This window comes from Parabacteroides sp. CAG:2, assembly GCF_000436315.1.
Lineage (GTDB): Bacteria > Bacteroidota > Bacteroidia > Bacteroidales > Tannerellaceae > Parabacteroides > Parabacteroides distasonis.
Map to the genome: position 1 here is coordinate 29,926 of NZ_FR885267.1, position 12,433 is coordinate 42,358.

11 protein-coding genes and 2 pseudogenes (1 of these 13 cut by a window edge) are annotated in these 12,433 nt (G+C 43.4%); 4 read left to right on the top strand and 9 right to left on the bottom strand.

What is annotated here, in order from left to right; all coding sequences use genetic code 11:
* The 4 genes and pseudogenes from QVP94_RS03255 to QVP94_RS03270 form a co-directional block, all read right to left on the bottom strand.
* Positions 1-187 (bottom strand): annotated as a pseudogene (locus QVP94_RS03255) (V-type ATP synthase subunit B); the annotation flags it as partial.
* A 7-nt stretch (positions 188-194) separates the two neighbouring features.
* Positions 195-1,952, bottom strand: coding sequence for a V-type ATP synthase subunit A (locus QVP94_RS03260; protein WP_022191957.1), 1,758 nt, complete (start codon positions 1,950-1,952; stop codon positions 195-197).
* A gap of 3 nt (positions 1,953-1,955) precedes the next feature.
* Positions 1,956-2,834 carry a DUF2764 domain-containing protein gene (locus QVP94_RS03265; RefSeq protein WP_022191958.1) on the bottom strand — a complete coding sequence of 293 codons (879 nt, stop codon included), beginning with the start codon at positions 2,832-2,834 and terminating at the stop codon, positions 1,956-1,958.
* A 1-nt stretch (position 2,835) separates the two neighbouring features.
* Positions 2,836-3,426, bottom strand: a complete 591-nt coding sequence (locus QVP94_RS03270; RefSeq protein ID WP_022191959.1) for an ATP synthase subunit E — start codon at positions 3,424-3,426, stop codon at positions 2,836-2,838.
* 196 nt (positions 3,427-3,622) lie between these two features.
* Between QVP94_RS03270 and QVP94_RS03275 the strand changes: the two genes are divergently transcribed.
* Positions 3,623-4,129 carry a GNAT family N-acetyltransferase gene (locus tag QVP94_RS03275; RefSeq protein WP_005857377.1) on the top strand — a complete coding sequence of 169 codons (507 nt, stop codon included), beginning with the start codon at positions 3,623-3,625 and terminating at the stop codon, positions 4,127-4,129.
* 51 nt (positions 4,130-4,180) lie between these two features.
* On the opposite strand, the gene QVP94_RS03280 is transcribed toward QVP94_RS03275, so the two are convergent.
* Genes QVP94_RS03280 through QVP94_RS03290 form a run of 3 tightly spaced genes read right to left on the bottom strand, consistent with a single transcriptional unit; the run spans position 4,181 to position 6,540 of the window.
* Positions 4,181-4,333, bottom strand: coding sequence for a hypothetical protein (locus QVP94_RS03280; protein WP_005857379.1), 153 nt, complete (start codon positions 4,331-4,333; stop codon positions 4,181-4,183).
* Between the two features lie 33 nt (positions 4,334-4,366).
* Positions 4,367-5,281 carry a DMT family transporter gene (locus QVP94_RS03285; protein WP_005857381.1) on the bottom strand — a complete coding sequence of 305 codons (915 nt, stop codon included), beginning with the start codon at positions 5,279-5,281 and terminating at the stop codon, positions 4,367-4,369.
* 32 nt (positions 5,282-5,313) lie between these two features.
* Positions 5,314-6,540, bottom strand: a complete 1,227-nt coding sequence (locus tag QVP94_RS03290) for an MFS transporter (protein ID WP_009017297.1) — start codon at positions 6,538-6,540, stop codon at positions 5,314-5,316.
* 222 nt (positions 6,541-6,762) lie between these two features.
* Between QVP94_RS03290 and gad the strand changes: the two genes are divergently transcribed.
* Positions 6,763-8,202, top strand: coding sequence for a glutamate decarboxylase (gene gad, locus QVP94_RS03295; protein ID WP_022191960.1), 1,440 nt, complete (start codon positions 6,763-6,765; stop codon positions 8,200-8,202).
* A gap of 75 nt (positions 8,203-8,277) precedes the next feature.
* Positions 8,278-9,243 (top strand): glutaminase A, encoded by a 966-nt coding sequence (gene glsA / locus QVP94_RS03300; protein ID WP_005857387.1) that lies wholly within the window; start codon positions 8,278-8,280, stop codon positions 9,241-9,243.
* 110 nt (positions 9,244-9,353) lie between these two features.
* Here glsA and QVP94_RS03305 read toward each other — a convergent pair whose 3' ends face one another.
* Together QVP94_RS03305 and QVP94_RS03310 are read right to left on the bottom strand one after the other, a co-directional pair.
* Positions 9,354-10,337 carry a lytic transglycosylase domain-containing protein gene (locus tag QVP94_RS03305; protein WP_009017296.1) on the bottom strand — a complete coding sequence of 328 codons (984 nt, stop codon included), beginning with the start codon at positions 10,335-10,337 and terminating at the stop codon, positions 9,354-9,356.
* Positions 10,312-11,655 carry a T9SS type B sorting domain-containing protein gene (locus QVP94_RS03310; protein WP_022191961.1) on the bottom strand — a complete coding sequence of 448 codons (1,344 nt, stop codon included), beginning with the start codon at positions 11,653-11,655 and terminating at the stop codon, positions 10,312-10,314. Before QVP94_RS03310 ends, QVP94_RS03305 begins: the two co-directional genes overlap by 26 nt.
* Positions 11,656-11,759: 104 nt before the next feature.
* On the opposite strand from QVP94_RS03310, the pseudogene QVP94_RS19285 reads away from it, so the two are divergent.
* Positions 11,760-12,433 (top strand): annotated as a pseudogene (locus QVP94_RS19285) (LysM peptidoglycan-binding domain-containing protein) (it continues 1,160 nt past the right edge of the window).

A 12,433-nucleotide genomic window follows, 5' to 3' on the forward strand; every position in this document is an offset into this window, starting at 1 on the left:
GGATACCTTCCGTTCCGGAGAATACCTGCAACGTCACCTCGTCGCCGATAATCTTTACCACCTGAGCCAGCTTTCCGTCTACAGAGGCCAACTCATCATACCCAACTCCCGTTGCTTTCAGCGAACAGGTAGCTTTTGTGATCTGGGTAATCTTCGTATATATTTTTTGAAATGCTTTTGTTGCCATAACTCTTTTAATTTTCGATTCTCTCCTTCAAAAGTTCATCCAGTTCCGTATTAAACTTCTTGAATTGGTCACTCTCATATTCCGAATAGTTCATCTGCTTAAAGATGTTGATCATCTTCTTAAAGTAGTCCATAACCTCAAGGAAGTTATCAAACTTAAACTCTGAACGGCAAACATTTACGACTCTATCCAGCATGAATTCCTGACGTTGCAACGGAGTAACCGCATCAATGGCATCGAAAGCATCCTGTTGCAAGATCACGAAGTCGATCAACTCGGACTTCCAGAATGTAACGTGATACTCGACAGGCACACCATCATCACCCAAGATATTGATTTGCTCGGAGATCTCCTTACCACGCAACATACGGGTCTTGATCTCGTTTACTTTCTCGATCCATTCCGGGGAGATATGTTTAGCGATGTATTCCTGAAACTCCGGATACTCGATATACTTGGAATAACTCTCGATCGGGTTTACGGCCGGATAACGTTTACGGTCGGCACGCTCCTGCTCCAAGGCATAGAAACAACGGGCCACCTTCTTCGTATTCTCGGTCACTGGCTCCTTCAAGTTTCCACCGGCCGGCGATACCGTACCGATGAAAGTGACGGAGCCTGTAGCGTTGTTATTCAAATGAACGAATCCCGCACGAGCGTAGAAGTTCGCCACGATAGCGGACAAGTCCATCGGGAAAGCATCCGGTCCCGGCAACTCCTCCAAACGGTTGGACATCTCACGCAAAGCCTGTGCCCAGCGGGAAGTAGAGTCGGCCATCAACAGAACCTTCAAACCCATGCTGCGATAATACTCGGCGATGGTCATCGCCGTATATACGGATGCCTCACGAGCGGCTACCGGCATGTTGGATGTATTGGCGATAATGATCGTACGTTCCATCAATTTACGTCCCGTATGCGGGTCTACCAATTCCGGGAACTCCGTAAATACCTCTACGACCTCATTCGCACGCTCACCGCAGGCGGCGATAATCACGATATCCGCTTCCGCTTGTTTAGAGATAGCGTGCTGAAGCACCGTCTTACCCGTACCGAACGGACCGGGGATAAATCCGGTACCACCCTCAACGATCGGGTTCACGGTATCGATCGTACGAACGCCCGTCTCCAGCAATTTGAATGGACGGGGCTTTTCCTTATAACAAGTGATGGCTTTCTTTACCGGCCATTTCTGGATCATCGTCACGTTTACGTCCGTGCCATTTTCGTCCGTAAGGACAGCCATCGTATCATTGATGGTGTATTGTCCGGCTGGAACCACCGACTTCACAATATAAGATCCCTCGAACTTAAAGGGGACCATAATCTTATGAGGTTGGAAATTCTCGTCCACCTCTCCCAGCCAATCACCGGCGCTCACGGTATCGCCCGCTTTAGCCAGAGGCTTGAAATCCCACATCTTATCATTGTCCAACGCAAACGTATAATCGCCACGTTTCAAGAATACACCTTCCATCTTGTCCAAGTCATTCTGCAAACCGTCATAGTTGCGGGACAACATACCCGGACCCAGCGTAACTTCCAACATATGCCCTTGGAATTCAGCCTCGTCGCCGACACGCATACCACGTGTGCTCTCAAATACTTGTACAAAGGCATTCTTTCCTATCACCTTGATTACTTCCGACATCAGCTTCACGCCTCCGACAGAAATGTAACAGATCTCATTCTGAGAAACCGGACCATCCACCTCTACGGTTACTAGGTTGGATACGATTCCTTTTACAATTCCTTTCGTAGCCATAATTTATTTTATATTGTTTCTTTTAAATTCTTCCAACGCATTCTCACTACCCATCTTCATGGCGCCTACCAATTCACGGAAAGTCTTCTCGCCTCTCGCCTTATCCAAGGTTACCCAGCGCTCTATCATCTCCAATTTCAATAAATAAGCGAATACACTCTCTATGTCGAACGTCTTGAAGAAGGTATTATCGTCCAGCCATTTCCATTTCAAAAGATCGATTTTCTTCTCACGAACGATCAGATCGGTCTCTTCGGCGATGCGTTGTAACTCGGGCAAATATTCCACGGAATCGCCCAAGCCGAAATCACGGGCGTTCGACGTACGGATATTTTCTGCTATCTCATTATGCCCCACGATATAATTGGCCTTATCAAATCCATATTTACGGCAAGTGATCGCAGTAAGAACATTGTTGATATTCAGGTTAAGCTCGAACCAATCGGCCACGAACTTATTCCCACATTTCATGGCATATTCATAATATAACGCAGCCAAGCGGTCTTCCCATGATATATATTCTTTCTCATTTTTGGTGTCCTTAGCCTCTTCGGCTAGATACAGTTTAAAAAAGTCCACGAAATAAGGCGGGAGATTATCATTTTTGGGAATTTTTTCCTCATCCTTCAACGCTTTATATAAAGTATTGAACTCATCATACGTTATTCTTCCTCTTTGATCCGGATCGGAGTCCGGTCTTTTAGCGTGAGCCAGCAGATTTATATTATCATATTTCAAATAAAATAAATCAATCAGCCTTTTATCCTTAGAAGATAGCATATCCTCTATTTCTGTCCGGAACTCACAGACTGAATAGGCTAGTTTACTATCATCCAACGCTATGTTAGGAAGTCCGGAGATTAAGTAGTAATACTTACTCATATCAGAACAGCATTTCTACTAATTGCGGACGCAAGAACTCTTTAAAGAACTCGATGAACTCGTCTTCGCCAAACGTCACTTTATAAGAGCCATCCGCCGGGATAATAGAGAAAGACGCTTTCTTTCCGCTTACCTTCTCGATCTTATACCCTTTCTCCAACAAACCTTTGGCATTGGCCTCAAAATACGCCTTCAAGCCCTCGGCATCAGAAGCTTGGATGGTCAAGAACTCATTAGCGGGCCAGCTTTTCACAAGCTCGAGGATCACTTTCTGCATATAGGCGGGATCCATCAACGCCGCTTTCACATTCGAACTAGCGATATCACCAGTGATAAGGTTTGTCACCTCGCTCTTTAATGCCTCGACAGACTGGGTGGCGAACAATTTCAATTCGGCTTCCGTATTCTTCTTCAACTCGGCAGCTTGTTTCTCGGCAGCCGCTACGATACGTTTCGCTTCCGCTTCCGCATCTTTAAGAATCGTATCCTTTTGAGCATTGGCCTCAGCGATTATACGCCCCGCTTCTTCGTTCCCCTTCTCTACACCTTCCTTGTAGATCTTGTCTGTTAGTTCCTGAATCTTTGTATCCATTTCCTATTATGTATTTGAATTGTATTTTTCAATAGTAAACGCCCACAAAGTTATTATTTTTCACGGATTAACATCAAAATAAGTGTGAAATCAAGCTAAAAAATAACACTAGTCAAGTAAAATTCTATTTACATTCGTCTATATTGTATTTTTGTTCGTCTATTTGTATCTTTGTGAGTCAAAATACAAAATTAACATGTTTACGATTAGAAAAGCGACTATTGATGACCGTTCTCTTATTCATGACCTTGCCTCACGCATTTGGGAGAACACGTATGGAAAGATACTTTCTAAAGAGCAATTGGATTATATGTTCGATATGATGTACGCTCCGGATAACATTCTTAAACAAATGGAAGAGTTACATCATCAATATTTTATTATATTGGCGGACGATATGCCGGCAGGCTATTTATCCATAGAGAAAACAGGTGAAAACACGTACAATTTTCAAAAGATCTATTCCCTACCGGAAATGCATGGCACGGGAATCGGGCGTTTTATCATCGAACAAGGTATTAACTATTTGAAGGAGGTACATACCGGACCTTTCACTATAGAATTATATGTAAACCGCTACAATCCCGCCATAGGCTTCTACAGACATATGGGATTACGGGAAATAGGCACACGGGACCATCATATAGGAAACGGCTATTTCATGAACGATTATATCATGGGCATGGAAGTGGAGAATAAATAGACAGTCATCCCCTATTCATATATTTATATATAGAATAGGGGATGATGATTGTCAACGGGTCTTCCCTCTTTTCGGATTACGAGGTTTCTCTAGGATTCGTACACTACTAACTTTTACAGAGTAAATAACAGCGATCCTATCATTCTTCGGATTCTCAATCGCAAGTTGAGAGTTCCAGATTTTCTTTTCTTGTTTTTTATCCATAACGCTACAATTTAATAGTTCATATTTAATAAGTCAAACCTTGACTGTCTTTTTCTCTTTTCCTTCCGCTATCTCAACCAGATAAACCCCGGCGCAAATACAGATAATGGCGAACGTCTGTGTCCAACTGAAACGGTCTTGCCCGATCAATAGGGATGTAATCGTTGCCACGATCAAGATCAGATAGCCATAAATAGCCACCAACGTAGTTTTCAAATACTTCAATCCGATAGGAATCAACAGATAACTGATTACCGTAGGGAAAATAAGCACAAACATCAATACGGCAAAAGGCCACCAATGAAATGGCTCCGAGAATAAAGGAGCATGAAAGCCTTCTATCGGCAAAATCAATAGACTGGAGAAAGCGGCGCCCGTGAATGTATATCGAAGCATCGTCATCGTCCCTACTTTTTGTAAGATCCGCTGGCTTAATACCAGATACACGGCATAAAACACGGAGCTAGCCAGACATAGCATATTCCCATTAAAAGCGTCCGCCGCTAAATCGTCGCTTTGCTGGGTCAAGATGCAAACCAAGGCCCCGGATAAACCAATCAAGATACCGAGTATTTTCATCCAAGTAGCCTTTTCCTTATAAAAGAATACCATAATCAAAAATACCCAGATCGGTTGCAAGCTCGTGAAAATAGAACTCGAGACCGGCGTTGTCTTACTAAGCCCCACTAAATAAAGAAACATAAAACCATAGATACCGATAGCGCCTAGTAAGAATAGCCACACCTTATCTTTCGTCGTAGAAACCTCCGGTTTCATAAACCAGCCGATCACCCAAAACGCCACGGCCGCAAACACGCATCGGAAAGAAGCGCCCGTCAACGGGCTCATCCATAAGGGAAGCAAGTATTTCAAGGCGTTCATATTCAATCCACTGAAAGTTTTTGAGACCACCATGCTAATATTAGCTTCTGTTTTCTTATTTTTCACTGTCTATCGTTTTTTAGTTTTATATTCGTAAATCATATTTTATCGTTGAAAAGGAACGAGTCTCGTTTTACATAAGCCCAGATCGTAGCGACCAGCGCAATACAGAGATTAAAAATAAACGCGAATTGCTGGCTCTTGACATGGAGCATAGACTGGAAGAAATCGATAATAAACGGACAAAGTAATATCGCCAAATAATTCATCGCCATCACGAAAGCTAATGCCAATGTAACTTTCTCAGGAATGGCCGTACGAGTCGTTTTATCATAAGCGATTGGCTGGATAACACCATATCCGAAACCGATAAAAATACATCCCAATCCAATTAGCCATTCCGTACGAGATATCAAAATCAAGGCCATCCCTAAAGCGATCGCCAATAGACTGACAAATTTTGTCTTTTGCTTAAATAAATCAACGATCTGATTCAAGATAAAACCGGGAGCCATAATAGCCAAGAAAAACAATGATATCATTAATCCGGAATTACCGCTTGTAAACTTATATTCCTTCATTAAAAACGGTAAGTTAAAGCTGACAATAATCACTAAATACGTAGCCAATCCATAAAAACACATGATTTGTACCAGATGCTTTATATCCACACCATATTTACCCGGAACCGTGACGGGATCTGCCGTAACAGGGGCTTTCACTTCTGATTTCGATACGATCGCCGACTCATTTTCCATACTCCTTTTCAAGTATACGGAAAGTACGATGGAAATCAAGGGCAATAGATAAACGGCAAACGGTAAATGCCAATTCACCTCCGCCAGATATCCCGTTAAGATCGTGGCTAATACCAACGTTACATTCGTAATAGCAGAACTTAAACCAAATTGCTTCGTCCGGTATTTCCCGATAAAGAAACGAGATATCAAACCGGTCGATAAGGGTACGATCAAGCCAGATCCGATTCCCATTAAGGCGCTCACCGCTATCAACTGCCACATCTTATTAGAGAGTAAGTATAGAATACCACTTAGGGCAAAGATCACCAAGCCTAATTGCAATAGACGTATCTCATTTACTTTCTCCGTTAATTTACCCGACAATATAATAAATGGAATTATCAATAACGATGGCAAAGAGGAAAGCATCTGGATATCCAGTTCCGTAGAATGAGGAAAAATAACGGAAAGTTTCCCTAATATCGGAGAAACCGCTAAACCCGGTAATGCATTTAAAGCGGAGATAGACCATATCCCTACCAGAGTTATAAGGGGAATTGTGCCCCGGCCTGTCTGTATTCTCATAAAGATTTAGTTTTACGTTTTTATCTAATCAAAACAAACATTTTATGTGAAAGTTCATCATTTTCGCTCTTTCCAAGAGGACTGGACTTGTATCGCTAATAAACCCCAAATAATGTAAATCCAAAAAACATTCCAATCCATAATCTGTTTTGGCATAAACGCTCAGTGGAAGCAGTATTCCATTGACTCAAATCATTTTATTAACAAAAAAACTAAAGAAAAATGAAAGACTCAAATTTCAGAAATGGCGATGCCAAAACAGCGATTTTTGGCTCAGAAGTGATGTTGACACCCTCTCCAGTAGATAAGATTCCTGATGGCCCTACAACCCCGGAGATCGCTTATCAAATGGTTAAAGACGAGACTTTCGCACAAACACAGCCTCGCTTGAACCTAGCTACATTCGTTACTACGTATATGGACGAGTACGCGACAAAATTGATGAACGAAGCTATCAACATCAACTATATTGACGAAACAGAGTATCCGAGAATCGCTGTTATGAACGCCAAATGTATTAATATCATGGCGAGTCTTTGGAATTCTCCCGAGCAAGAAAAATGGAAAACCGGAGCCTTGGCTATCGGTTCTTCAGAGGCTTGTATGCTAGGTGGTGTAGCCGCTTGGTTACGTTGGCGCAAAAAGAGACAAGCACAAGGTAAACCAACTGACAAGCCTAATTTCGTGATCTCTACTGGCTTCCAAGTCGTATGGGAGAAATTCGCCCAGCTATGGCAAATCGAAATGCGTGAAGTTCCCTTGACTTTAGACAAGACGACACTTGATCCGGAAGAAGCGCTTAAGATGTGTGACGAGAACACGATTTGTATCGTTCCTATCCAAGGTGTAACATGGACAGGACTGAACGATGACGTAGAAGCCTTGGACAAAGCGCTCGACGCATACAATGCCAAGACCGGTTATGATATACCTATCCACGTAGATGCCGCCAGCGGTGGTTTTATCCTTCCGTTCTTAAGCCCGGAGACAAAATGGGACTTCCGTTTGAAATGGGTTCTTTCTATCAGCACATCCGGACATAAATTCGGATTGGTTTACCCGGGATTGGGTTGGGTTGTTTGGAAAGACAAGAAATATTTGCCGGAAGAAATGGCATTCAGCGTAAACTATCTTGGAGCGAATATCACTCAGGTCGGTTTGAACTTCTCTCGTCCTGCCGCACAAATCCTCGGACAATACTATCAATTTATTCGTCTCGGATTCGAGGGCTACAAACAAATCCAATATAACAGTATGGAAATAACGAAATACATCCACCAAGAAATCGGTAAGATGGCCCCATTCGTTAATTACAGCAACGAGGTTGTGAATCCATTGTTTATTTGGTACATGAAACCGGATTACGCTAAGAACGCCAAATGGACACTTTACGATTTGCAAGATAAATTGCAACAAAGCGGTTGGATGGTTCCAGCGTATACACTACCGAAGAAGCTGGATAACTACGTGGTTATGCGTGTCGTAGTTCGTCAAGGTTTCAGCCGTGATATGGCCGATATGTTATTAGGTGATATCAAGAACGCTGTAGCTGCATTGGAGAAACTTGAATATCCGACTCCTACTCGCATCGCTCAAGACAAGAACGTTCCGGTTAAGGGTAAGGTATTTACTCACACCGCAATGAGCAACGCTAAGAAATAAAAACAAAATTCATCAAGGCGTGCATGAAAGGACTATCAGTGTTTTCATACACGCCTTCTTTAATCCAATTCATATATGGACAAAAAAATAACGATCGCCCAAATTAAGGAAGTAGCTCAACAGGCTTACGATCTTTACAAGACAAATACGGATGGTAAGAATGCCGATTACATTCCTTATCTGGCGAATATCAATAAAAATCTATTCGGAATCAGTATTTGCCTTTTAAACGGACAAACCATCGAGGTGGGAGATTCCGAATATCGTTTCGGTATCGAATCCGTATCGAAAGTACACACCGCTATCTTGGTACTGCGCCAATACGGAGCGAAAGAATTATTGGAGAAGATTGGTGCCGACGCTACCGGATTGCCATTTAACTCCATCATCGCTATCTTATTGGAAAACGACCATCCTTCTACCCCATTGGTAAATGCCGGCGCTATCACGGCTTGTAGTATGGTGAAGCCTGTCGGTGATTCCAAACAGAAGTGGGATGCTATCGTAGCCAATATCACGGATTTGTGCGGAAGCGCACCGCAGTTGATCGACGAACTCTACAAATCCGAGTCTGCAACGAACTTCAATAACCGCTCCATCGCTTGGTTGCTAAAGAATTACAATCGCATTTATGACGATCCGGATATGTCTTTGGATCTGTATACCCGTCAATGTTCTTTGGGTATCACGGCTAAGCAACTATCTGTCGCTGCCGCTACGGTCGCAAATTTAGGTCTTAATCCTGTGACAAAGAAACAAGTATTCGATGCAGAATTATCTCCGAAGATCACTTCCATGATCTCTACCGTAGGTTTTTATGAACACACCGGTGATTGGTTGTACACTTCCGGTATTCCCGCAAAAACTGGCGTAGGCGGTGGTGTCATGGGTGTACTTCCCGGACAATTCGGTATTTCCGCATTCGCTCCTCCTATTGACCAAGCTGGTAACTCTGTAAAGGCACAGCTTGCTATTAAGTATGTAATGAATAAACTCGGATTGAACGTGTTCAACGGTCACCGTGTGACGATCGTTGACTAATAGACTGAATCAGTTTAAACGAGAAGTAGTATAGAAAAAGTGTTTCATTACGATGGGCTGTTATACCATCTAAATGAAACACTTTATTTTTTGTATCAATAAAAATCGGATCAATTCTCCGACACGACCCAAGCCGAATCGTATACTTCCGTATTCGGGGTCTTATAATACATATCCTTTTCTTGAGGAATGCTTAATTTATAGGTCTTCCCACCTGTCACCAACTTACGATCACGGAGCCAAGGATTAAAACGTTTCAAGTCCGCATAAGTGATCCCATGCTCTTTAGCGAAAGCCGACAGATTCTGTATATCTTGGCTTACAGCCACGTCTACGGTAGAGATCGGCTTATACAGGTCACGGGCACGAAGCACAAAACCGTACTTCGACGGATTCTCGAAAATTTGCTTGATCGCCATGATTCGATAAATATAACGGGTAGTCTCCTCCACCAGCCAGAGATCAAAGGAGGAATCCGCATCTTGTTTGACCAGCTCACCGGATATACGTCCCATGCCGCCATTATAAGAAGCGGCTACCGCCGCCCAATCTCCATATTTCTTATAGGCGGCCTTCAAATAGCGGCAAGCCGCCCCGGTCGCTTTCTCCACATGGCAACGCTCATCGACCGTCGGGGTGATTGTCAAACCATACTCCCTTGCCGTGCCCTCCAGTAATTGCCACATCCCGACAGCACGAGCCGGAGAGGATACACGGGGGTCCAAATGGCTTTCTATCACCGCTAGATATTTGAAATCATCGGGAATGCCGTTCGCCTTCAAGATCGGCTCGATCACCGGGAAATAACGGTTCGCCCGCTTGATCAGAAGCATCGTCGTAGAATGGAAATAAGTAAAGCTACTCAATTCACGGTCATAGGCTTCCCGCATATCATAGCGGGTAATATCGATTAGTTTCCCACAAAAAGGAACCGAGGACGGAACATCCGGCGACAGGGTCATGGATGAGACAACCGGACGGCTCTCTATCACTTTTTCCACGTCATTCGAACCCATCGAGATACATGCGGTCAAGCAAACGACGCCTCCACATAAAAAACTAGCTAAATTATTCTTGGATATTCTCATTTTCATCTTGAATTGCTTTAGGTCTAAGAATGTTTATATCGCCTTTTTCCTTGTACTTAATGCCATCGGAACCTTCGGCTTCTATCACATAAAAATACACACCCGGCTGAACGTATTTACCGCCCTTCTTTCCATCCCATCCTTGGGCCGGATCTGTCCAGTAATACATCTGTAGGCCCCAGCGATTAAATATCCATGCCTTAAATTTCACCAACGACTTATAGGCAACCCGGAACTCATCATTAATTCCGGGCGTGGTACCCGGGGAGAATGCGTTCGGTATCATCAGATAAGACTCCGAGATATCAATCTGAACCTCATCTTCCGTGCTGCAAGTAGTGCTTTGGTCGCTTACTTCCAACTTGATGATAAAAGTCCCGGATTGGTTGAACGTATAATCCACCTCCTCACCCGTAAAACGAACAACCGGATTATCTTCTTCCCCTTGCCGATAGATTTTCCAATTAAACAGGGCGGCTGTCGGCGTATTCGCGATAGCCGAGAATTGAACAGTGGCGGGAGCGCAATAACCGCTCTTCGTCGTATTCATATTCGGGGCCTCTTGCTCAATCAGCAACGTGTCTATATGAGCATCTACCGCAGCGGCCTGATATTCATCGATACAAAGCGTGACCTCCTTTCCAAAATGACGAGCGAAATAATCGCCTTTCACACAGATCTCCGTATCACACCAAGGAGCGGGAATGGATTTACCGAACAAATTACCCTCGATGACCGCCGTCTCTTGTTTAGAGGTATATTCTTTTTTATCCGAATTGTATTCCAATGTATTATAAATAACATCAAATTGGCGAGACAGTTCACGTCTTGTTCCCGTATTCGGCCAATAATAATAAATAGGTTGGATCGTACCTGTCCCAGCCAAGACCAATCCGCTACATGGATCGCTATTATCGGAGACATGCAGGTTGGATATGTTTAAGGTGTATTTGCTGTAATCAACGATCCAGACGTAACGAGATACGGCTCCTTCCTCGACAAAATAGCCATATCCCTCCTCTACATTCCGAATGGTGGAAGTAGTTCCATTTTGGGTGGAAGCGACTTTCTCAGCCTCCAATCGTTTGGTTTTATAACGGTACCATTGATGCGAAGAAGAAGAGGATGAAGTATAACTAATCGTCACATTATCCATTCCATACACCAAGTAGACCTCAAGCCGCTCGGCGGAATCGCCGGAACTCTGCGTGGCTTTCATCGGGCTACCACTTCCTCCCGTCACCACATATTGGGCATACGAGACAGCCACTACAAACACAAAACTTAGCGATAACAGTATCTTTCTTAATTCCTTCTTTAGCATATATAGTCTAAAAATTACGGTTCCAAAATTAGGGAAATAAAAGGACATACGTAGCATGATAAGCAAAATTCACTATCTTTGTCACAAAATACTCCGAACAGCAAATGAACAAGATTAGTATATACGCATTGACGTTCTTTTTAAGTTTATCGAGCGTAACCGTTTATTCCCAAAAGAATAATAAGCAAGTTATTTTTACTAACGAACAAGGGAGCGATATATTTTATCATACCATCGAACGCGGACAAACCGTATACGCCATAGCGACCATGTATGGCGTAAGCGTAGAGGATATTTATCGGTTGAATCCGGAAAGTAAAGAAGGGATCAAGGCCGGTTCTACGTTAAGAATCCCGCAGAAGGACTCCGCTATCGCACCTTCCGGCAAAGCAGATAACTATACATACCATACGATCCAGCCGAAAGAGACCTTGTACTCTTTATCCATTAAATATTCAGTGCCCGCTACGGATATTATCGCCGCCAATCCGGGTCTCTCCACATCGACCTTTACGATTGGTAAGAATATCCGGATCCCGCCGACACGACTGGAGACCTTGCCTACTACGGAAAAAAAGACCGTACAGAAGGAAATGGAATATACCATACAGAAAAAAGAGACCATGTACCGTATCTGCCGGAAGTTCGATATTTCCAGCGTGGAGCTTTTAAGACTCAACCCCGAGCTGAAAAACGGAGTGAAAGCGGGCATGGTTATCAAGATACCGGTAGCCAGTGAAGAAGTGATCACCCAAAACATAAGACAGCCGGAAGAGCG

What these genes read in the sequence shown, in the direction of transcription:
- QVP94_RS03265 (WP_022191958.1), bottom strand. Translation starts at nt 2,834, where the DNA reads ATGAGTAAGTATTACTACTTAATCTCCGGACTTCCTAACATAGCGTTG.
- QVP94_RS03260 (WP_022191957.1), bottom strand. Translation starts at nt 1,952, where the DNA reads ATGGCTACGAAAGGAATTGTAAAAGGAATCGTATCCAACCTAGTAACC.
- QVP94_RS03290 (WP_009017297.1), bottom strand. Translation starts at nt 6,540, where the DNA reads ATGAGAATACAGACAGGCCGGGGCACAATTCCCCTTATAACTCTGGTA.
- glsA (WP_005857387.1), top strand. Translation starts at nt 8,278, where the DNA reads ATGGACAAAAAAATAACGATCGCCCAAATTAAGGAAGTAGCTCAACAG.
- gad (WP_022191960.1), top strand. Translation starts at nt 6,763, where the DNA reads ATGAAAGACTCAAATTTCAGAAATGGCGATGCCAAAACAGCGATTTTT.
- QVP94_RS03270 (WP_022191959.1), bottom strand. Translation starts at nt 3,426, where the DNA reads ATGGATACAAAGATTCAGGAACTAACAGACAAGATCTACAAGGAAGGT.
- QVP94_RS03275 (WP_005857377.1), top strand. Translation starts at nt 3,623, where the DNA reads ATGTTTACGATTAGAAAAGCGACTATTGATGACCGTTCTCTTATTCAT.
- QVP94_RS03305 (WP_009017296.1), bottom strand. Translation starts at nt 10,337, where the DNA reads ATGAAAATGAGAATATCCAAGAATAATTTAGCTAGTTTTTTATGTGGA.
- QVP94_RS03280 (WP_005857379.1), bottom strand. Translation starts at nt 4,333, where the DNA reads ATGGATAAAAAACAAGAAAAGAAAATCTGGAACTCTCAACTTGCGATT.
- QVP94_RS03310 (WP_022191961.1), bottom strand. Translation starts at nt 11,655, where the DNA reads ATGCTAAAGAAGGAATTAAGAAAGATACTGTTATCGCTAAGTTTTGTG.